Raw genomic sequence first — 20,816 nt, forward strand, 5'->3', positions numbered from 1 at the left:
CGCCGATCGCCGTGGGCCCCGCTCTCCGTATCGTGTGCGTCATGGACGCCGACCCCCGCGCCCAGGCGGGCTACGGCACGAGGTTCGACTGGGGCCTCGCGGGTGCTCGGGCCCTGGCGCACCGCCACGCGCTCGTGGTCGTCGTCGACGTGCTCTCCTTCAGCACCACCGTCGCCATCGCCGTCGGCCGGGGCATTGCGGTACACCCCTGCGGCGACGACGACTCGGCCGCCGACCTCGCGCGCCGGACCGGCGCCACCCTGGCCGCACCGCGCCGCCGGGCGACCCCGGACCACCCGTGGTCACTCTCCCCCGCGCTGGCCCTGCGCGCCCCGGCCGTGCCCCGCCTCGTCCTGCCCTCGCGCAACGGCTCCGCCATCGCTGCCGCGGCTGACCGTGCCGGAACCAGGCCTGCGGCGGCTACGTCTGGTGCCCGCACCGCGGCTGCCACCGGCGCCACGCCCACCGCGGATGCCACCCCCGCGGGCGCCACGTCGGCCACCGGCGCCACACCCGCCGCGGGCATCCCGGCGGCCGCGGTCGTCACCGCCGCACTCCGGAACGCGCGGGCCGTGGCGGCGTGGGCCACCGCCCGCGGCTTCGGCACGCCGGACCGGCCGGTGAACGTCGTGGCGGCCGGCGAGCGCTGGCCCGACGGCACGTTGCGCCCGGCCCTGGAGAACCTCCTGGGCGCTGCCGCCGTCCTGCGCGCCCTCCACGTCTGGCCCGGCCACCGCTCCCCCGAGGCGCGCGCGGCCGCCGCGGCCCTCGAGGGCGTGGGTGACCTCGGTGCGGCGCTGCGCGGCTGCGCCTCCGGCCGCGAGCTGGTCGCCGTCGGCTGGCAGGACGACCTCGCCGCCGCGGCGGACGTCGACGTCGACACCGTGGTGCCGCTGCTGAGCGGCGGGGCGTTCAGGGACGCCGCAGCCGCACCCTGACCTGGACGAGGTCGTCACGGTGGACCACCGCGCGCGGGTGGCGGTCGTCCTCAGGTCCGCGCAGCTGGTCGGTGGACTTGCCCATCATCTCGGGGATCTCGGCCGAGCCGTAGGCGCTCAGCCCGCGCGCGACGACGCCGTCGGGACCGACGAGCTCGACGGCGTCGCCGGCCTCGAACTCGCCGTCGACCCCGACCACCCCGGCCGCCAGGAGTGAACGCTTGCCATCGGTGACGGCCCGGGCGGCTCCGGCGTCGAGGTGCAGGCGGCCGCGGATCTGGGCCGCGTGGGCGAGCCAGAGCCGTCGGGCCGACTTGCGCTTCCCGGTGGCCGAGAACCACGTGCCGACGTTCTCGCCGTCGAGGGCCTGGCGCGCACGGTCGGCCGAGGTCAGGACCACGGGGATCCCCGATCCCGTGGCGATCGCGGCGGCGTCGAGCTTGGTGACCATCCCGCCGGTGCCGATCTCGCTCCCGCGGCCGGTGACCTCCACGTGCGCGAGGTCGGCCGGCCCGTCGACCTGCGGTACGAGACGGCTGGTGGCGCGTCCGGGCGGGCCGTCGTAGAGACCGTCGACGTCGGTGAGCAGGACCATGGCGTCGGCGCGGACGAGGTGGGAGACGAGTGCGGCGAGGCGGTCGTTGTCCCCGAACCGGATCTCGTCGGTGGCGACGGTGTCGTTCTCGTTGACGATCGGCACGACGCCGAGGGCCAGGAGCCGCTCGAGGGCGCGCTGGGCGTTGGCGTAGTTCGTGCGTCGAATGAGGTCCTCAGCCGTGAGGAGCACCTGTCCCACCCGCTGGCCGTAGTAGGCGAACGCCTCCGTGTAGCGGGCAACGAGGATGCCTTGGCCCACCGAGGCGGTGGCCTGGGCAGTCGCGAGGTCCCGGGGACGGCCGGTGAGGCCGAGCGGCGTCATGCCGGCGGAGATCGCGCCGGAGGAGACGAGGACGATCTGCTGACCCCGGGCGCGGCGCGCCGCGAGGATCTCCACGAGGGTGTGCAGGGCCGGCATGCTCAGCCGCCCGTCGGCGGCGGTGAGCGAGGAGGACCCGACCTTGACCACGACGCGGGTTGCCGTGGCGATCCCGGAGCGGTCGGCGAGGGGCTTGTTCACGATCCCATCCTTCCCCATGAGCCCCGTGGGCGGTGCCGCTGGTCGGCCGGTGGACGCGCGCCCGTGCGAGCCGCCACGGTCCGTCGGGTACCGACGGGCCGGCGGAGACGACGCTCTGCTCGCCGGACCACTCCGTCGGGCCTCCCGTGTCGTCGCGCGACGAGCCGTCTCTGCTCGACGAACCGGATCCTCCAGCCTTGTCTGTCTCCAGCCTCCACACGAGGACGTCACCGCTGAGCCGCCTGCTCGACCATCCTGCTCACCGGCCGCTACCGGCATAGCGGCGAGCTCACAGGGCCGTCGTCGGGGCGGTGTTCACAGTCGTGGTGTCGATGTCACACCCCGTCTCTACGGTGGGAACATCAGTTCGAGGTGGAGGTGGGAGCGGTGGACCAGGACCCCGAGTCGGCGGCCCGCGACCGCGACGGCTCGGCCGGCGACGACCGGCCTGCGGACACCCACACTCGTGATGGCGACGCCCGGGCCGCCCAGGGCAGCGATGCCGATGACCGGGATGCGCAGGCGCGCGAGCGCGGGTACTGCTGCTACGCCGACGCGCTGACCAACGGTGGGTGCGAGCACCTGATCGCCGTGCAGCGGCAGTGGCGGACCGAGGAACGCATCGCCCGGGCCCGCACCCTGACCACGCTGGGCATCAAGGGCCTGGCCGACCAGGCCCACGACGGCCACCGCTGGTCCCAGGACGTCTTCGACCAGCTCCTCGGCCCCGGCGGGTACCAGGCCGTCGCCGAGCCCCTCACCCCGCCCGCCACCGACAGTGAGGACTCGGCCGGAGACGGGGACGGGGATGAGGACGAAGATGCTGCGCGGGTCAGGCGGCGGCGTCGGCTCGACCGGCCGATCGCGGAGGTCATCGCCCAGGTCTACGCCGAGCACGCGGCCACCCTCGGGGTGGCCCTGAACGTCCTGGCCTCGATGGCCCCGGGCCCCGAGCTCGCCGCCCTGCTGGACGAGATCGACCTCGACGCCCTCGCCCCCTTCGCCAAGGTCGAGGTCGTCGCCGCCTACAAACGCCTGGAGTCCTGGTCCGCCGGACGGGCCGCGCTCGCCGCCGCCCACGTCGCCACCGAACCGGTGATGTACGCCAAGACCGGCGCGGCCGCCCCCAAGACCATCGACGGCACCGCCGAAGAGCTCGCCCTGCGCCTGGCCACCACCCGGCAGGACGCCGCCAAGCTCGTCGCCACCGGGCAGGGCCTGACCCGGTCCTTCGCCGCGACCCGCGCCCACCTCGAATCCGGTCAGATCGACTACCGCAAGGCCGCCACCATCGTCGCCACCCTCCACCACAGCCCCACCCCCGTGGCGTGGATGGTCGAGCACGACATCCTCACCGAGGCCGACCGGCGCACCCACCCCCAGCTCGTGCGCGACCTCGCCGACAAGCTCATCGCCGTCGACCCCCACGATGCCCAGGCCCGCCACCACCGCGCCCGCGCCCGCCGCCACGTCACCCACACCCAGCCCCTACCCGACGGCATGGGCCGCATCAGCGCCGTCACCACCGCCACCAGCTGCGTCCAGATCGACCTCGTCCTGGACCACATGGCCCAGAGCGCCCGCGCCGCCGGCGACACCCGCACCACCGACCAGCTCCGAGCCGACATCCTCCTCGCCCTCATCACCGGCCGCTTCCGCCCCACCACCCACACCCCCGGCCACGACCACGACCACGCCGAGGGCGACGCCGACGCCGCCACCAACAGCGACCCCGACGCCGACGCCGACGCCGCCACCGCAGCCGATACCGATGCCGACGCCGACGCCGATGCCGATACCGCAGCCGGGCCGCGAACCGAGGCCGACGCCGGGACCGGGGCCGTCGAGTCCGGGACGACCTGCCGGTGCCCCGCCGCCCCCCAGGACCCCAGCGAAGGCCCCTGCCTGCCCCCGCTGCACCTGCTCATCCCCGCCGACGGCGAGTGGTTCGGCGACCCACCCAAGGTCGACATCCGCCTCGACGTACCCCTGTCCGTCCTCCTCCCACCAGCCACCGCCACCCCACCGACCACCACCACGCAGCAGCCGCCGCCGACGTCAGGTCCGCCGCAGGACGCTCCCACGGTGCCCGGCCAGCCGCCCGACGACACGGCAGAGTCACCGCCGACCTCCGACCCGCCGACGTCCGACCCGCCGCAGGACGGGCCGACGTCTGACCAGCCGCAGGACACGCCGACCTCTGACCCACCGCAGGACACGCCCGCGGTGCCCGGCGAGTTCCCCGACGACCCGCCCGCCGGTGTCGCCACCCTCACCGGCTACGGCCCCATCACCCCCGACGTCGCCCGCGCCCTCGCCGCCGGCGGCACCTGGCGCCGGATCGTCACCGACCCCCTCACCGGAGCCGTCCTCGACGTCGGCCGCACCCGCTACCGGCCCCCCGCCGACCTCCTCGACCACGTCCGCCAACGCGACCGCACCTGCGTCCGCCCCGGCTGCACCACCCCCGCCCACCGCTGCCAGTACGACCACACCCAAGCCTGGGCCCACGGCGGCCCCACCGCCGCACACAACGGCGGACCCCTGTGCACCCGCGACCACACCATCAAAACCGCCGGCATCTTCACCGTCGTCCAACCCCAACCCGGCATCTTCGAATGGCTCACCCCCACCGGACACGCCTACCGACGAGAGATCAACGGCACCATCACCATGCTCCCCCACACACCGCCCCACCTCGCCGACCGCCGACCCACGACGAAACACCTCACCGGCGCCGCACCCGGCGATCCACCCCCAGACCCCGGCACCCCGCCCTACTGATCTCCCTACTGATCAGACACGCTGAGTGCGGACGGACCGGGACGACATCCCACGGCCGGGGCCGGACTCGGTGTCCGAGGGATCCGATGAGGCGAACGCTCCGACGGGGGGGCTGGACGAGGGGCTCAGATGCCGCTGGGATGCCGATACCAAGAGCCCCACGGCGCTTGGACCGGAGAGCGGCGTCGGCGCCCCAAGTCCTGACCCTTGTGCCCGGTTCGTCCCCGGCGGACGATGGAGCTCCTCACCGCCGGGCGCGCGTTCCCGCGACTGCAGGGGGTGCCGGGCTGCTGCACCCCGACGGCGAGGGAGCCGTGCATGTGCACGGCCCCTCTCGCGGGCTCGCCGACACCGCCCGGGCCGTCCGCCCCCCTGCCAGGCGGTCGAGGCGTGGTGGACATGGACGACGGACCGACCCTTGCCGAACCGGTCGAAGGCCTGCGCGAGCAGGTCGCGGGACAGGTACTGGGGCCAGGCGACGAGGGCTACGACGAAGCGCGGCGGGTCTGGAACGGCATGGTCGACGCGCGTCCGCTCGCCGTCGTGCGGGCCTCCTCGGTGGACGACGTGCGCCACACCGTTCTGGTCGCGCGGGACCGCGGGCTCACCCTCGCCGTGCGGGGCGGCGGGCACGGCGTCGCCGGCAACGGCACGGTCGACGGCGGCATCGTCCTAGATCTGGGGGCGCTGAACGCCGTCACTACCGATCCCCGCGCTCGGACGGTCACCGCCGGCGGCGGCGCGCTCCTTTCCGACGTCGACGCCGCGACGGTGCCGCACGGACTCGTCGTCCCGCTGGGGGTCGTCTCACGCACAGGGGTCGGTGGTCTCACGCTCGGCGGCGGTGTCGGCTGGCTGACCCGGGCCTACGGGCTGGCCGCGGACAACCTCCTGGCGGCGGACGTGGTGACAGCGACGGGTGAGGTGGTGCGCGCCGGCGACGACGGCGACCCCGAGCTGCTCTGGGGTCTCCGAGGCGGCGGCGGGAACTTCGGTGTCGCCGTCTCCCTGACGTTCCGCGCCTACCCCCTGCCCGAACGAGTGCTCGCGGGCACGCTCCTGTACGGCCTGCCCCGTTGGCGGGAGGTGCTCGCTTCCTACGAGCGCTGGACCCGCGAGATGCCCGAGGCCATGCAGACGATCGTCTCGGTCATGACCCCGCCGCCGGAGCTGGACGCCGGCGACGACCCGGTCCTCATGGTCGGCTACGTCTGGGCCCTGCCCGACCACGACGCCGGCGAGGCCGTCGTCGCCGAGCTGCGGGCTGTCGCCCCGCCGGACGCCGAGGAGTCGGGACCGGCCACGTGGAGAGACGTCCAGACGGCGCAGGACGCCTTCCTGCCGCCCGGCTCACGGGCTTACTGGAAGAACGCCTCGTTCGACCGCCTCGACGACGAGGTGATCGAGGTCCTCGTCCGACGCGGCACCGAGCAGACCTGGGTGGGCACCGGGTACGACATCCACCACATGGCCGGGGCGTACGAGCGGGAGCCCGAGGGCGGATCGCCCTTCCCGGCACGGTCCGCCAGGTTCTGGCTCAACATCTACGGCTTCTGGACCGACCCGGCGGACGACGCCCACCACACGGCCTTCGTCCGTGGCCTCGCGGCCGACATGGCACCGTTCGCGACCGGCGGGCTGTACGTGAACTTCATGGGTGGGTCCGAGGTGGCCGACGGCGCCGCCTGGGCACGGACGATCTACGGCGAGGAGGCGACGGGCCGGCTGGTGGCGCTCAAGCGTCGCTACGACCCGGAGAACCTCTTCCGGCTCAACCACAACATCCCGCCGGGCTGACCGCTCGAGCTGCCGGGCTGACCGCCGAAGCTGCCGGGCCGACCGGTGAAGCTGCCGGGCTGACCGCTCGTGCTGCCCGATCGCGCCCGGCTACGGCGTGAACCCCCGGGGCCGTTCGCGATCCTCGGAGTCCCCGACGGCCGTGTCCGCCTCGGCCCCGGCGGCGGGGTCGCCGCCACCCTCCTCGCCGTGGACGTCAGGCGACGGGCCCAGCTCGTCGGACCGGTCCGGGTCCGCCGCGCCGTAGGTCAGGTCGGCGGGACCCGACGTGGTGGGTGGCGCGGCGCGGCGGCCGGAGTCCTCGTCGGGCGGTGCAATGCGCTCGTCCTCGCTCATGCGCCTACGGTCGCACCGAACCCGCCCGACGGCGCGGCGAGCGGACCGTTCGCCCTGCGAGGCGGCTGCGCCGCCCATCCCGAGGTGCGGCGGGCTGCCCTGCCGGACCTGCACGGCCGCCGTCAGGAGGTCTGGTCGTCGACGTCCTCGGGATCGGTCCACACGCCATGCTGACGCTCGGTCCACAGCTCGTCGCGAGCGGCGCTCTTGGCGTCCATGAGCTCGTGGTAACCGCGGCGCTTCTCCGCACGGGTCGGCCGCGCGGTCTCCTCCAGGCGCAGGTCGGTGCCGCGCGGCCCGAGCAGCTCGGCACCGGTCTGCATGGTGGGCTCCCAGTCGAAGACGACCCCGCCCTCGACCGCACCGATGACGACCGTGTCGCCCGCGACGGCACCGGCGCGGTAGAGCTGGTCCTCGACGCCGATCCGGTTGAGCCGGTCGGCGAGGTAGCCGACGGCCTCGTCGTTGTTGAAGTCGGTCTGACGCACCCACCGCTCGGGCTTGGCGCCACGCACCTGGTAGAACACCCCGTCCGGCCCGTTGCGGCGGGTCACGGTGAACCCGGCGTCGTCGACGGCGGTGGGCCGCAGGATCACCCGGGTAGCCTCCTGCGTGGGGGCCTCGGCCCGCGCCCGCGCGACGATCTCGGCCAGCGCGAACGACAGCTGCCGCAGACCCTCGTGGCTCGCCGTCGAGATCTCGAAGACCCGCAGGCCGCGCTGCTCCAGCTCGGGGCGGACCATCTCGGCGAGGTCCCGCGCCTCGGGGACGTCGATCTTGTTGAGGACGACGACGCGGGGGCGCTCCATGAGCGGAACCCGCCCCCCGGCGAGGTCGAGGTCCCCGGCGTAGGCGGCGAGCTCGGCCTCGATGGTGTCCAGGTCGCTCACCGGGTCGCGGCCCGGCTCGAGCGTGGCGCAGTCGAGGACGTGGACGACGACGGCGCAGCGCTCGATGTGACGCAGGAACTCCAGACCCAGGCCCTTGCCCTGCGAGGCGCCGGGGATGAGGCCCGGGACGTCGGCGACGGTGTAGCGCTCCGAGCCGGCCTGGACGACGCCGAGGTTGGGCACGAGCGTGGTGAACGGGTAGTCGGCGATCTTGGGACGCGCGGCGGACATGGCCGCGATGAGCGAGGACTTCCCGGCGCTCGGGAAACCCACGAGCGCGACGTCGGCGACGGACTTCAGCTCGAGGACGAGGTCGACCTGCTCCCCCTCCTCGCCCAGGAGGGCGAAGCCGGGAGCCTTGCGCCGCGGCGAGGACAGGGCGGCGTTGCCGAGCCCGCCGTGGCCGCCCTGGGCGGCGACGAACCGCGTGCCAGCACCGACGAGGTCGGCGAGGACCTCGCCGTCGAGGGTCTTGACGACCGTGCCGTCGGGGACGGGGAGGATCAGGTCCTCACCGGTCCTGCCCGCGCGCATGTCACCGGCCCCCTGGGTGCCGGACGTCGCCCGCTGGTGCGGGGAGTGGTGGTAGGGCAGCAGCGTCGTGGTCTGGGGGTCGACGACGAGGATGACGTCACCGCCCTTGCCGCCGTTCGCGCCGTCGGGGCCGGCGAGCGGCTTGAACTTCTCGCGCCGGATGGACGCGCAGCCGTTCCCGCCGTCGCCCGCGGCGACGTGGAGAACCACGCGATCGACGAAGGTGGCCATCGCCGTCGTCCTCTCTCTCGGGTCCGGCGCGCCGTGGGGCGCCCCGTGGGTGGTGCGGTCCTGCGGACCTCAGGCATGGAACAGGGGCGGACGGCTGTGCGCCGTCCGCCCCTGCCCGGAGCTGAAGGTGTTGCTCAGGCGTTCGCCAGGACGATGTCGACGACCTTGCGGCCGCGGCGGGTGCCGAAGGCGACGGCGCCGGGCTCGAGGGCGAAGAGGGTGTCGTCCTTGCCACGGCCGACGTTCAGACCGGGGTGGAAGTGGGTGCCGCGCTGGCGGACGATGATCTCGCCGGCCTTGACGACCTGGCCACCGAAGCGCTTGACGCCCAGACGCTGGGCGTTGGAGTCGCGGCCGTTCCGGGAGGAGCTGGCGCCCTTCTTGTGTGCCATCTCGAACCTGCTTTCTGATTGCTCGATACGAACGGACCCTGGCGGGCCGCGAGTCAGTTGATGCCGGTGACCTTCAGGCGCGTGCGCTGGCTGCGGTAGCCCTGGCGCTTGCGGTAGCCGGTCTTGTTCTTGAACTTCATGATCGAGATCTTCGGGCCCTTCTCGGCCCGGACGATCTCGGCGGTGACCTTGACCTTGCCGAGGTCGCCGGCGCCCGTGGTGACCTTGTCACCGTCGACGAGCATGATCGGCTCGAGCTCGACGGTCTCGCCGACCTCACCGGTCAGCCTGTCGACGACGACGACGTCGCCGACGGACACCTTCTCCTGACGGCCGCCGGCCTTGACGATCGCGTACACCACGTTGCTGCTCATCTCTGTCGTTACGGGTGGGGTCACGGCTCCCGGGGACCTGAGATCCCGCCGGGGCTGCCGGACTTCACGGAACAGGCGCGCCGCGGAGGCGCACCGACGCTCTAGGTTACGCGCTGGGGGTCCTGCGGGCAAATGTCCGCGGGGCCCCACCAGCGGTCCTGCCCTGTGGGATCGGGCACAAGGCTACGCGAGCGAGGCAGCCGCTGCGAGCAGCGCGAAGGCCCCGCCCCAGCGGGGACGGGGCCTGTCACGTCGGGTCAGCCGGCGCAGCCGTGGACGACCGCGACGCCGACGAAGGCGTTGGCGCCACCGGCGTAGTTGGGGTGCGCCGAGTCGCCCGCGGCCCTGGCCGGACCGACCAGCTGGCCGAAGGACGTGCCGCAGCTGTCCTGGATGGTCTTGCCGGGCGGCATGTGGCCCGCGGCGGAGGCCGGGGCGGCCAGGAGGCCGAGCCCGAGTACTGCGGCGGCGATGAGTGTCTTCTTCATGAGGATCTCCTTCTACCCGGGGGCCGGCGCCCGCCTCGTCGGCCCGTCGTCGGGCCGTCAAGAGGGACGCTACACACACATCGCTCGCTTGGCTAGATACTAGATAGGAGAGTTTGGGTCTTCTGACTGCCCGGCCGCGTGCGGCGGGTCCACGTGTCGAGCCGCCCAGCGGACGGCCCGGTAGCGTCGGTCGTCCCGAGACCTGGAGGTCCTGTGCCCGCCGACTCCCCCACCATCCTCGCCACGTCGGGCGGGTACGTCCCCGGACGCCGCACCCAGCTCGAGCTCGGTCCGCTGGTGCACCACGCGGTCGAGCTGTCCGGGGTGAGTGGGCGAGCGCCCCGGCTGGGCTACCTCGGCACCGCCGCCGGCGACCAGCGCTGGGCGATCGCCGAGCGCCACGAGGCGGCGCGCCTGGCCGGGTACGAGCTGAACCCGCTGCGGCTGTTCACCATGCCCAACGTCGACGACGTCGAGGGGTACCTGCTCGAGCAGGACGTCGTGTGGGTGGACGGCGGGTCGGTGGCCAACCTCCTCGCGGTGTGGCGCGTGCACGGACTGGACGCGATCTTCCGCCGCGTGTGGGAGGCCGGCGTCGTGCTGGCCGGCGTCAGCGCCGGCTCGATCTGTTGGCACACCTCGGGCACGACCGACTCCTTCGGACCCGAGCTGCGCGCCGTCCACGACGGCCTGGGCCTGGTGCCGTACGCCAACGGGGTGCACTACGACTCCGAGCCGCGCCGCCGCCCGCTGGTGCACGAGCTCGTCGCCGCCGGGGAGCTGGGCACCACGTACTGCACGGACGACGGCGTCGGGCTGCTCTACCGCGGCACCGAGCTGGCCGAGGCGGTGACGGAGGTGCCGGGCAAGGGCGCGTACGTGGTCACTCGCGGTCCGGACGGCGCCGCGGTGGAGGAACGCATCGAGCCGCGGCTGCTTCGGCGCGGCTGACCGCGATGTCAGTGGTGGGTGGGACGGTGCCCTCATGGACACGGTGCCCCTCTCCGCCGAGCAGGTGATCGGCGTCTTCTGGGCGCGGTCGCGGCTGCTGCAGCACCCCGCGCTCCACGCGCGCGGCCGCCTCGTGCGCCGCCACCTCGACGTCTACCTCGACACCGAGGCCGAGCAGTGGCTCACCACGCCGGAACGGGCGCTCGTCGAGGCCGAGCGCCAGCTCGACCCGGCGGGCGCCGTGGCCCGGGTGACGGGACCGGAGGCGCTCGTCGCGGCGCTTCCCGGGTTCGTCGACGCCGAGTGGCTCCTGCCCTCGGTGGCCGACGCGCACGCCCAGCTCCTCGTCGTCGACTCGCTCGTGCGGTGGCTCATCGCCTCCGGGACGGTCGACGCCGGCGAGATGTCGTGCTCGGTGCTGGAGATCGAGACGAGGCTGGCGCAGGCGGCGGCGGGTCTGGACCGCCGCCGCGCGCTCAGTCGGTCAGATCCGCCAGGGCGACTGCCACCCGGTGCGGCCCGGAGACGACCTCGGTGACCACCCCGGCCGTGGCCGGGTCGTCCAGGGCGGCGACGACGACGCGCGCGACGTCCTCGCGCGGGATCGTGCCCCGGCCGGGGCGACCCACGCTGACCGTTCCGGTGCCCGGGTCGTCGGTCAGTCCGCCCGGACGGATGACGGTCCAGTCGAGGTCGCGGGACATGAGGTCCTCGTCGGCGGCCTTCTTCGCGTCGAGGTAGGCGGCGAAGACCTCGTCCATGCCCGGCTCGCCGCCGGTGGCGGCGCCCATGGACGAGATCATGACGTACCGGCGCACCCCGGCGCGCTCGGCGGCGTCGGCGAGGAGGACGGCCGCGCCCCGGTCGACCGTGTCCTTGCGGGCGGCGCCGCTGCCCGCCCCGGCCCCGGCGGCGAAGACGACGGCGTCGGCACCACGGAGGATGCCGGCGACGTCCTCGAGGGCCGCCGTCTCGAGGTCGAGCAGCACCGGCTCGCCGCCGGCGTCGCGCACGTCCGCCTCGTGGGCGGGGTTGCGGACCAGGCCCACCACCTCGTCGCCGCGGCCGGCGAGCTGCCGGGTCAGGATGAGGGCGATCTTGCCGTGTCCACCGGCGATGACGATTCTCATGGCGTCGACGTTACCCGGACCGGCCGCTCGAGCGTCGGGCGGGTCCCGCTACTCGCGCACCGCTCCCTCGAGCATCCCCTGGATGAAGTGGCGCTGGAGGACGAGGTAGAGCACCACGACGGGCAGGGCCACGAGGACGGCCGCGGCGGCGAGCAGCGTGGTGCCCTGGACGTACTGGCCCTGGAAGAGCGCGAGCCCGAGCGGCGCGGTGCGCAGCTGAGCGTTGGGCGACATCACCAGCGGGATGAGGAACTCGTTCCACGTCCACATGAACGTCAGCAGGACGAGCGTGACGATCGCGGGGCGCGCGACCGGGACGAGCACCTGCCACAGCACCCGGTGGTGCCCGGCACCGTCCAGCCGCGCGGCCTCGATGAGCGAGCGGTTCGCGCCCCGGAAGTACGCCCGCATCCAGAAGGTGCCGAACGCCACCGACTGGGCCACCTGCGGCAGGGCGATCGCCCACACGGTGTTGGTGAGCCCGAGTGCCTGGAGGTCGAAGAACAGCGGCACGACGATGGCCTCGGTGGGCACCATGATGCCCAGCAGGAACAGGTAGAACAGCGGCTGGGAGCCGCGGAACGTGAACGCCCCGAAGGCGTACCCCGCCATGATCGAGAAGGTCGTGGCCATCGAGACGACGATGACGCCCACGACGACCGAGTTGAGCATGTACTCGCTGAACCGGCCCTGCTCCCAGGCGCGGCCGAAGTTCTCCACGTGGAGCGGAGGTCCCGTCAGAGCGTCCTGGGGTGTCTCGGGCGCGAGCGCCGCCTGGAGGATCGTCAGGACGGGCGCCAGCGCGACAAGGGCGAAGAGGATGAGGATGGCGTAGTTGGTGGCGCGCTCCCCCGCGGAGATCCTCATGAGGCGGCCGCAGGACCGGACGCGCTCATGACTCCCGCTCCCCGATGCGGTTCACTGCGATGTTGATCCCGAAGATGAGGACGGTCAGGACGACGGCGACCGCCGCTGCGGAGCCGACCTCGCCGAGCTGGAACGCCCGACGGTAGACCTCGAAGCTGGGGACCGTCGTCGTCGCCCCCGGCCCGCCGGAGGTGGTGACGTAGACGAGGTCGAAGGTCTTCAGCGCGGCGATGATGGTCATCGTCAGGGCGACGACGACCTCCGCCCGCACCGACGGCACCGTGATGAAGAGGAAGCTGCGCACCGCGCCGGCGCCGTCGAGGGTGGCGGCCTCGTACAGCTCCGTCGGGATCCGCGACATCCCGGCCATGAGCAGGACCGTCACCAGGCCCGTGGAGACCCACGTGCCGATCAGCCCGACGGCGGGGAGCGTGAGGGTGAAGTCCCCCAGCCAGGTGCGCGTGAGGGCGTCGAGGCCCACTGCGCGCAACAGCGTGTTGAGCTGCCCGTCCGGTGCGTAGATCTGGCGCCACGCGACGGCGACCACGACCATCGCGATGACCTGCGGGAGGAAGATGACCGTGCGGAAGAACCCCATACCCCGGACCTGGCCGCGGGTGAGCAGGGCGGCCAGGACGAGCCCGATGCCCAGCGGCAGGACCGCGAAGAAGAAGATGAGCACGAGGGAGTGCCCGAAGGCGCTGCGGAGCCGGTCGTCGGTGAGGACGTCGGCGTAGTTCGCCAGCCCCACGAACGTCGCCAGGCTCAGCCCGTCCCAGTCGTACAGGGAGATCTGCACGGCCCGGCCGAGGGGGTAGAGCAGGAACAGGGCGTAGACGACGAGCGCGGGCAGCAGGAACCAGTAGGGCGTCAGGCCGTAACGGCTCCGCCGACGGACCGGTGCGGGGCCGCCCGGGCCCCGCACCGTCTCGTCACTGGTTGGAGGCGACGAAGTCCGCATAGTCCGCTTCGACGGCCTCGGTGAACTCCTCCGGGGTCATCTCCCCCGCCATGAGGGCCTGAAGGGCCTGCCCGATGGTCTCCGCCATCGTGGGGGTGGCGTAGTCGAGGTAGGGCACGAGGCCGTCGTTCTGGCTGACCTCGTCGAACGCGGTGAAGATCTCCGACTGGACCCCGCCCTCGGGCAGGTGCTCCGCCGTCTCCACGACCGGCATGTTGCCGGTCTCGGCGAGGATCGCCATGGCGTCGGCGCTGGTGATGAAGTCGATGTACGCCGCCGCGACGTCGGGCGTCTCGGCCGCGGAGGTGATGGTGAAGGGCAGGCCCGTGCCACCGGTGGTCACCGACGTCCCGGCGCCCTCGACCGGCGGCGGCGGGAAGAAGCCGACGTCCTCGCCCATGGCGGCCTCGAGGTCGGCCGCGAGCCACGAGCCGCCGATGAGGTAGACGCCGCCGCCTTCCGTGAGGGACTGCCAGACGGCGTCGTAGTCGGCGCCGTTGAAGCCCTCGTTGAAGTAGCCGGCCTCGGCCCACTCCTGGATGGTCGCGGCCGCCTGGAGGTTGGAGTCGGCGGTCCAGCTGGCTCCCTCGTTGCCGAAGCCGAGGGTGCGGATCTCGGCCGTGTCGACGTAGGCACCCTGGACGGGGCCGAAGACGTGAAGAGCGGGCCACTGCTCGATGTTGCCCAGCAGGAGCGGGGTCTCTCCGGCGTCCTTGATGGTGGCGAGCTGGGCCTCGAAGTCGGCCCACGTCTCGGGGACCTCCAGGCCGAGCTCCTCGAGCTTGGGCTTGGAGTAGTAGACGCCGACGATCTCGCCGACCTGCGGCATGCCGTAGAGGTTGCCGTCGCCGAACGTCGCGCCGTCCTCGCTGTAGCTGGAGTACTGCAGGACCGACTCGGGGTAGCGCTCGGTCCAGCCGTAGGCCTCGGCCCACGGGTCCAGCGGGACGAGCTGGCCGGCACCGACGAACCGGCCCATCTGGCCGCGGGAGTTGTTCGCCTGCACGACGTCGGGGGCGTCGTCACCCGTGAGGGCCAGGGGCAGCGTGGTCTCGAGGTCCTCGAAGGCCTGGGAGTTCCGCTCGATGGTGATGTTCGGGTACTGCTCCATGAAGGCCTCGTTGAGGCGCTCCATCTGCTCGTTCTGCCCCCCGCGGACCTCCTGGTCCCACACCACGAGGGTCTGGTCCTCGAGGTCCGAGATGTCGGTGACCACCTCGGCGGCCTCGCCGGTGGTGGGCTCCGAGGTCTCCTCCGAGCCGGTGTTGGAGCCAGGGGTGCAGGCTGCGAGGGCGAGGGACGCGACCGCGAGCGCGGCCACCCCGACGCCGCCGCGCGCGTGGCGCAGTGAGCTGGTCATGTTGGTTCTCCCGTCGTGTGCAAGCACCTCATTGTCACCGAGGATGCCCCCGTCGGGGGCCTCGCCACTCGGGCACATTCCGTTCAGCCGTCGGTCAGGCTCGCCTCGGCGGTGCGGACGTCGAACGGCGCCGAGGTCTCGGTCGTCGTCGCCAGGCCTGCTACCGGCAGCCACACCCCGGAGCCGGCGACCTGGAACTCGCCCGCCCACCTCGTGGTCAGCTCGACGGTGGCGCCCTCCGCGGCACGGTCGTAGATGTGCGAGACGGAGTGGTCGGGGTACGGCGCACCGGGGTCCGTGGTCACCAGCGGCGCTGAACCGTCGCCGAAGTCCCACGTGTAGTCCACCGGGCTCACCCGCACCTGGACCGGCGTGCCGAGCACCACCGTGTCGAAGGTTTGGGTGGCGCCGTCGGTCCACACCACGGTGTCGAGGTTGACGAGCACCCAGCCACGGTCCGGCTGCACGGTCAGGCCGCCGGGCTCGATGGGGAGTCGCCGCATCTCCTCCGCCGTCACGACGACGGGCAGCGGCGCCGGCGCATTGGGGGCGGCCGGGTCCCCCGGGGCCGGAGCGATCATCCACGGTGCCATGTCGGTGTAGTCGACGAGGAAGGACTCCCCGCACGCGGTGAAGTCGATCTCGTAGACCCCGCCGCCGATGGGGATGTACATGAAGCACGGCGGAGGAGGCGCGGCGGCGGATGATTGGGAGGGCGGCGACGATGGTGTGCCCGAGCCAGTTCCCGACCCGGTGTTCGCTGCCGGAACCTCGTCTCGCGAATATCCGGTGAGCTCAAGCGCGTCGTTGTCCGCGTTGCCCTCCCACCTACTGTCCGCCCAGGCGGAAGCGATCGAAAGACTGCTTATCGCAACTATGGCGACGATTGTCTTCGCTCCTCGAATCACTCCTCTAGCCGAGCGCTTCTCCGTCCTCAACCTGCACCTCCCTCACCAGCCACTCGTCCACTGCACGACCGATTGCGAAGATCAAGACGCTCCTTCCACCCGAAGCCGTGCTGGACGAGCCCGAACCTTCGACCCTTCGGGACGGTCCTTCCTCCGCCAGCAGGTCTACACGGAAGTACTCATTGCCCTGCAAAGGTGGATGGGCGGTCGCGTCGAGGACTGAAAAGTCACCACCTTCAGCCGATCCGCCCGCACCATAAAGCTCCTCCACGTCTGAGACGACGTCCGTACAGAAGTCACACTCCGGATCCGACATCGCGCGGATTTCAGCGGTACTTCCACTGGCATAGGCGTACTGATACAACTTAAGGAAGTACTGCGCCGCGGCCTCCGCGCCGGCGACGTCGTCGCGGCGCATCGCCTCCGGTGGTACGGGCTTCTCGACCTCCGCCGACGGCGCGGTGGTCGTCGGCTCGGGCGCCGCGCTGGACGGCTCCACCGACGGCGCCTCCGAAGCGGAGACGGTAGGGGTCGGCGTTCCCGCGGAGCCGTCCGTGCACCCGCCGAGCAGGATGGACAGCGTCAGCGCCGCCGTCGCCCCGACGATCGTCCGCGGTCGTCTCTCCCCCAGCACCATGGGCAGACGCTATTAGCGACCCGCGGTGTCCGGCTAGCGTTTGGGCACACCTGTGGAAACTTCGCGAACTTCGCCCGGACACCGGACCACGACGAGGCGGGGGCCGGACCGTGTGGTCCGACCCCCGCCTGCCAGGTCCTACAACCTGCGCTCGGCTACTGCTGCTGCCCCTCGGACGTCGAGGACGGCGGCGTGACGACGCCGCTCGCGACGACCCGTCGGCTGCGTCGCGCCCGCCGGGGCGCGGGGGCGGAAGGTGCCTCGTCCGCTGCCGCCTCGCCGGGCGACGCCGGCGTGACCGCCGCGGCCGGGGCCGGGGCCCCGATGACGCCGGTGGACTCGACGACCGGCTCAGCGGCCTCCGCCGGCTCGGCGACCGAGGCCGCAGAGATCTCGGCGGCAGCACTCCGCTCCGGCCGGGCCTCATCCACGTCGGACGACGCACCGGCGGACGCCCGCAGCGCGGCGAGCTCCTCGCCGATGGCCAGGGCCGTGAGCTCGGGCTCCTTGCCCGTCGAGCCGGTCGAGACCGTCTCACCGGCGCCGGAGCTGTCGGACTCCGACCTGGGGTGCTCGTGGTCGTGCTCGTGCGCGCTGGCGGCGGCCGCGGCGATCGTCGCGAGCGTGGCCTTGACGGCCTCGCGCGCAGCGACGGCGGCCGGGTCCTCCGCCTGCTCCTTCGGCTCGGGTGCGGCCTCCGGCTGCGAGCCACCACTGCCCTTGCGGCCCCCACGACGACGTGCGCTCGGGGGCGCCTCCTCCACCGCGGTTCCGTTGGCGCTGCGCTCGACCGGGGCGTCGTGGACGACGAACCCGCGGCCGTTGCAGGCCTCGCACGGGGTGGAGAAGGCCTCGACGAGGCCCTGACCGACCCGCTTGCGGGTCATCTGGACCAGGCCGAGCGAGGTCACCTCGGCGACCTGGTGACGGGTCCGGTCCCGGCCCAGGCACTCCAGGAGCCGGCGCATGACGAGGTCGCGGTTGGACTCGAGGACCATGTCGATGAAGTCGATGACGATGATCCCGCCGATGTCGCGCAGCCGGAGCTGGCGGACGATCTCCTCGGCGGCCTCGAGGTTGTTGCGGGTGACCGTCTCCTCGAGCGTGCCGCCCGAACCGGTGAACTTGCCCGTGTTGACGTCGACGACGGTCATGGCCTCGGTGCGGTCGATGACCAGCGAGCCACCGGAGGGCAGCCAGACCTTGCGGTCCATCGCCTTCGCCAGCTGCTCGTCCACGCGGTGCTCGGCGAAGACGTCGCGCTCGCTCGTCCAGTGGTGCATGCGGTGCGCGAGGTCCGGCGAGAGGTCCCGGACGTACCCGGAGATCGTCTCCCAGGCCCCGCCACCCGAGACGACCAGAGACTCGAAGTCCTCGTTGAAGACGTCACGGACCACCCGCACGGCGAGCTCGGGCTCGCCCTTGAGCAGCAGCGGCGCGGCCTTGGCGTTCTTGGCCTTGGACTCGATGTCGGCCCACTGCTTGGTGAGTCGCTCGACGTCGGCGCGCAGCTGCTCCTCCGAGGCGCCCTCGGCCGCCGTACGCACGATGACGCCGGCCCCCTCGGGGACGATCTCCTTGAGGAGCTTCTTCAGCCGCGCCCGCTCGTTCTCGGGGAGCTTGCGGGAGATGCCCGTCATCGCCCCGGAGGGCACGAGCACGAGGTGGCGCCCCGCGAGGGTGATCTGGGAGGTCAGACGCGCGCCCTTGTGCCCGATGGGGTCCTTCGTGACCTGGACGAGCACGGTGTCGCCGGACTTCAGCGCCTGCTCGATGCGGCGGGGCTGGCCCTCCATCCCGGCGGCGTCCCAGTTGACCTCGCCGGCGTAGAGGACGGCGTTGCGGCCCTTGCCGAGGTCGACGAACGCGGCCTCCATCGACGGCAGCACGTTCTGCACGCGGCCGAGGTAGACGTTGCCCACCATCGAGGTCTGCGTGTGCCGGGCGACGTAGTGCTCGACGAGGATGCCGTCCTCGAGCACGGCGATCTGGTTGAGACCGTCCTTCTCCCGCACGATCATCTTGCGGTCGACCGCCTCGCGGCGGGCGAGGAACTCGGCCTCGCTCAGCGTGGGTCGGCGCCGCCCGGCCTCACGGCCCTCCCGGCGACGCTGACGCTTGGCCTCCAGACGGGTCGAGCCCTTGAGCGCGGTGACCTCGTCCCGAGCGGGACGGGGCTCCTCGGTCTCCCCGGACCGGCCCGAACGGCGGCGCCGGCGACGGCGACGCGAGCTCGAGCCGCCCTCCTCGCCCTCGTCCTCGCCGGACTCGGGCTCCTCCTCGGGCTCGTCCTCGGTGGACTCGGCCGACTCCTCGTCGTCCTCGCCGCCGCTCTCGCCCTGGCCGCCACGGTTACGACGGCCACGGCCGCCACGGCGACGGCGACGGCGTCCCCCGCGCTCCTCGTCACCGGTCTCCTCGGCGCCGTCGGTCTCCTCGGGCTCCTCGGCGGCGGCGACCGTCTCCTCCGGCAGCTCCTCCTGAACGGTCGGCTGCTCCGCGGCCGGCTGCTCGGCCGGCTTGCGACGGCCACCACGACGACGGCCGCGCGGCTCCTCGGCGGCCGGCTCCGACTCGGAGGTCGTGGCCTCGGCGGTCACGGTGTCGGTGCGCTCGGTGGCCGGGACCGGTGCACCCGCGGGTGCGGAGGCCCGGCGGCGCGGCCGGGCGCGGCTGGTGTCGGGCGCCTGGAACAGCAGGGCGGCCGCGGGCAGTCGCGGCCCCTCGGCCGGCTCTCCAGCAGCCGCGGGAGCGGTGGCCTCGCCACCGTCCTCGGTCTCGTCGGCGACGGAGACCTCGGCGTCCTCGTCCTCGTCCTCCGTCACCGGCTCGTCAGCGGGAGCGGCGGGCCCGCCGAGGCCAAGCTCGGCGAGGACGTCGATCTTCTGCTCCGGCGAGCGGGCGGGCGCGGTGGCGCGGCGGCTCCGACGGGCCGGGCGCTTGCCGGCCCCGGCCGCGCCGTCCTCGGCCACGTCGGGACCGGCCCCAGCCGTCTCGGCGGCGCCGGCCTGGGGTGCGGTCCCGGGCGTGGCGTCGGCGGTCCGGCCCTCGGCGGAGGGTGCAGACCCGGTCTGCGCGAGCGGAGCCGACTCAACGGGCTGCGCGGTCTGGTCCCCGGGGCCCGCCTCGCTGGGAACGTCGGCAGCGACCTCGGCGGGAGCCGCCTTCTTCGTGGTGCGGCGGGCGCGGGTCTTCTTCGGCGCCGGCTCGGCGTCGGCCCGGTCGGCCGCCTCGGCGGGGACCGGCGCGTCGGTGGGGACCGGCGCCTCGGCGGGGACCGGCGCGTCGGCGGGAGGAGCGACCTCCGCGGTCTTGCGGGTGGACGCGCGGCGGGTGCGGGGCTTCTTCGGCGCCTCGCCCTCCGTGGCCGTGACCGAGCCGGCGTCCGGGGCGTCCACGGCGGGCTCCTGCCCGGCCGGGTCGGCGCTGCCGCCCTCGGTGGTGACGGGCGGGGTCTTGGCGCGGCTGCGCCGGGCGGGGGCCTTCTTCGCCGCGGGGGCCGCGGCGGTCTCGTCGGGCGCACCCGCCTCAGGGGTGGCCCCCTCCACCGTCGTCGCGGCACCGGCGGGGGCGGTGACGCGGCGGGACCGGGGACGTCGCTTGGGGGCCTCGGTGGCCTCGGCGCCGGCGGTCTCGGCGGGGGTGGTGCTGTCGTTCTCGCTCATGGGGTGAGCCTCTCCACCCGGGACGCCGTCCACACCCTGCCGGCGCCCTCGGGCGTCAATCGTCCGCGGCGAGCCGCGGACGGAAGTCCTGGTGTACGCCGGGTGCGCATTCGGTGCGCGGCCCGCCGCCGACGGACGGGACGACCCGCCGGCCGTCTCCGGCTCGGCGGTGCCTGCACCGGTGCCCCTGCTGCAGCGCACTCACCTGGTCTGGCGAGGCGGCGCGAGGTGGGCGCCCGGTACGAGGCGGTCGCGACGTCGTCGGACCGGAGAACGGGGTGTGGATCTGCTCTCCGACCATCACGGAGTATCTCACAGGGCGGCCCGGTCCGGGCGGGACGCGCGCGGGACGGACCAGGTGGTCCTGACGTCCCGTCATCTCCCGGGACCTTGGTCCCGGTACGCCACAGAGCCCGATCGTAGGTTTGGACGTGGCAGAATTCGTGCTCGCACAGC

At 73.3% G+C, this 20,816-nt stretch carries 18 protein-coding genes; 5 read left to right on the plus strand and 13 right to left on the minus strand.

The window, feature by feature from the left end:
- Positions 1-41 precede the first annotated feature (41 nt).
- On the plus strand, positions 42-938 hold the full coding sequence (locus tag AAEM63_RS12195; protein ID WP_341358544.1) for a 2-phosphosulfolactate phosphatase: 897 nt from the start codon (positions 42-44) through the stop codon (positions 936-938).
- On the opposite strand, the gene proB is transcribed toward AAEM63_RS12195, so the two are convergent.
- A complete protein-coding gene (proB, locus tag AAEM63_RS12200; RefSeq protein ID WP_341358545.1) occupies positions 913-2,055 on the minus strand; it encodes a glutamate 5-kinase in 1,143 nt (380 codons plus the stop codon). The two genes, AAEM63_RS12195 and proB, sit on opposite strands and share 26 nt — an antisense overlap.
- Before the next feature lie 387 nt (positions 2,056-2,442).
- Between proB and AAEM63_RS12205 the strand changes: the two genes are divergently transcribed.
- Together AAEM63_RS12205 and AAEM63_RS12210 are read left to right on the plus strand one after the other, a co-directional pair.
- Positions 2,443-4,839 carry a DUF222 domain-containing protein gene (locus AAEM63_RS12205; RefSeq protein ID WP_341358546.1) on the plus strand — a complete coding sequence of 799 codons (2,397 nt, stop codon included), beginning with the start codon at positions 2,443-2,445 and terminating at the stop codon, positions 4,837-4,839.
- 399 nt (positions 4,840-5,238) lie between these two features.
- Complete coding sequence (locus tag AAEM63_RS12210; protein ID WP_341358547.1) at positions 5,239-6,636, plus strand: FAD-binding oxidoreductase; 1,398 nt, start codon at positions 5,239-5,241, stop codon at positions 6,634-6,636.
- 90 nt (positions 6,637-6,726) lie between these two features.
- On the opposite strand, the gene AAEM63_RS12215 is transcribed toward AAEM63_RS12210, so the two are convergent.
- The 5 genes from AAEM63_RS12215 to AAEM63_RS12235 all read right to left on the minus strand — a co-directional run bounded on the left by AAEM63_RS12215 (position 6,727) and on the right by AAEM63_RS12235 (position 9,881).
- A complete protein-coding gene (locus AAEM63_RS12215) occupies positions 6,727-6,972 on the minus strand; it encodes a hypothetical protein (protein ID WP_341358548.1) in 246 nt (81 codons plus the stop codon).
- Between the two features lie 122 nt (positions 6,973-7,094).
- Entirely contained in the window at positions 7,095-8,627 is a 1,533-nt protein-coding gene (obgE, locus tag AAEM63_RS12220; RefSeq protein WP_341358549.1) for a GTPase ObgE, read from the minus strand.
- 134 nt (positions 8,628-8,761) lie between these two features.
- Positions 8,762-9,019 carry a 50S ribosomal protein L27 gene (gene rpmA / locus AAEM63_RS12225; protein ID WP_341358550.1) on the minus strand — a complete coding sequence of 86 codons (258 nt, stop codon included), beginning with the start codon at positions 9,017-9,019 and terminating at the stop codon, positions 8,762-8,764.
- A gap of 53 nt (positions 9,020-9,072) precedes the next feature.
- Complete coding sequence (gene rplU / locus AAEM63_RS12230) at positions 9,073-9,381, minus strand: 50S ribosomal protein L21 (RefSeq protein ID WP_211338891.1); 309 nt, start codon at positions 9,379-9,381, stop codon at positions 9,073-9,075.
- Positions 9,382-9,650: 269 nt separating this feature from the next.
- Positions 9,651-9,881, minus strand: coding sequence for a hypothetical protein (locus tag AAEM63_RS12235; protein ID WP_341358551.1), 231 nt, complete (start codon positions 9,879-9,881; stop codon positions 9,651-9,653).
- 213 nt (positions 9,882-10,094) lie between these two features.
- Here AAEM63_RS12235 and AAEM63_RS12240 point away from each other — a divergent pair, with 213 nt between their 5' ends.
- Both AAEM63_RS12240 and AAEM63_RS12245 read left to right on the plus strand, forming a co-directional pair.
- A complete protein-coding gene (locus AAEM63_RS12240; RefSeq protein ID WP_341358552.1) occupies positions 10,095-10,832 on the plus strand; it encodes a peptidase E in 738 nt (245 codons plus the stop codon).
- 34 nt (positions 10,833-10,866) lie between these two features.
- Entirely contained in the window at positions 10,867-11,370 is a 504-nt protein-coding gene (locus tag AAEM63_RS12245) for a hypothetical protein (RefSeq protein ID WP_341358553.1), read from the plus strand.
- Here the strand turns inward: AAEM63_RS12245 and AAEM63_RS12250 are convergent.
- The 7 genes from AAEM63_RS12250 to AAEM63_RS12280 all read right to left on the minus strand — a co-directional run bounded on the left by AAEM63_RS12250 (position 11,309) and on the right by AAEM63_RS12280 (position 20,360).
- The gene (locus tag AAEM63_RS12250) at positions 11,309-11,962 is read right to left on the minus strand and encodes an SDR family oxidoreductase (RefSeq protein ID WP_341358554.1); all 654 of its coding nucleotides are present in this window, start codon (positions 11,960-11,962) and stop codon (positions 11,309-11,311) included. The two genes, AAEM63_RS12245 and AAEM63_RS12250, sit on opposite strands and share 62 nt — an antisense overlap.
- Before the next feature lie 48 nt (positions 11,963-12,010).
- Positions 12,011-12,829, minus strand: a complete 819-nt coding sequence (locus AAEM63_RS12255) for a carbohydrate ABC transporter permease (protein ID WP_341358555.1) — start codon at positions 12,827-12,829, stop codon at positions 12,011-12,013.
- Positions 12,830-12,854: 25 nt separating this feature from the next.
- Complete coding sequence (locus AAEM63_RS12260) at positions 12,855-13,754, minus strand: sugar ABC transporter permease (RefSeq protein ID WP_341358556.1); 900 nt, start codon at positions 13,752-13,754, stop codon at positions 12,855-12,857.
- Positions 13,755-13,761: 7 nt separating this feature from the next.
- On the minus strand, positions 13,762-15,150 hold the full coding sequence (locus tag AAEM63_RS12265; RefSeq protein WP_341358557.1) for an extracellular solute-binding protein: 1,389 nt from the start codon (positions 15,148-15,150) through the stop codon (positions 13,762-13,764).
- Positions 15,151-15,233: 83 nt separating this feature from the next.
- Positions 15,234-15,824: a hypothetical protein gene (locus AAEM63_RS12270; RefSeq protein ID WP_341358558.1), complete on the minus strand. Its 591-nt coding sequence runs from the start codon at positions 15,822-15,824 to the stop codon at positions 15,234-15,236.
- 238 nt (positions 15,825-16,062) lie between these two features.
- Complete coding sequence (locus tag AAEM63_RS12275) at positions 16,063-16,695, minus strand: DUF6318 family protein (RefSeq protein ID WP_341358559.1); 633 nt, start codon at positions 16,693-16,695, stop codon at positions 16,063-16,065.
- A 155-nt stretch (positions 16,696-16,850) separates the two neighbouring features.
- Positions 16,851-20,360: an Rne/Rng family ribonuclease gene (locus AAEM63_RS12280; protein WP_341358560.1), complete on the minus strand. Its 3,510-nt coding sequence runs from the start codon at positions 20,358-20,360 to the stop codon at positions 16,851-16,853.
- Positions 20,361-20,816: the final 456 nt, after the last annotated feature.

This window comes from Georgenia sp. M64, from assembly GCF_038049925.1.
Lineage (GTDB): Bacteria > Actinomycetota > Actinomycetes > Actinomycetales > Actinomycetaceae > Georgenia.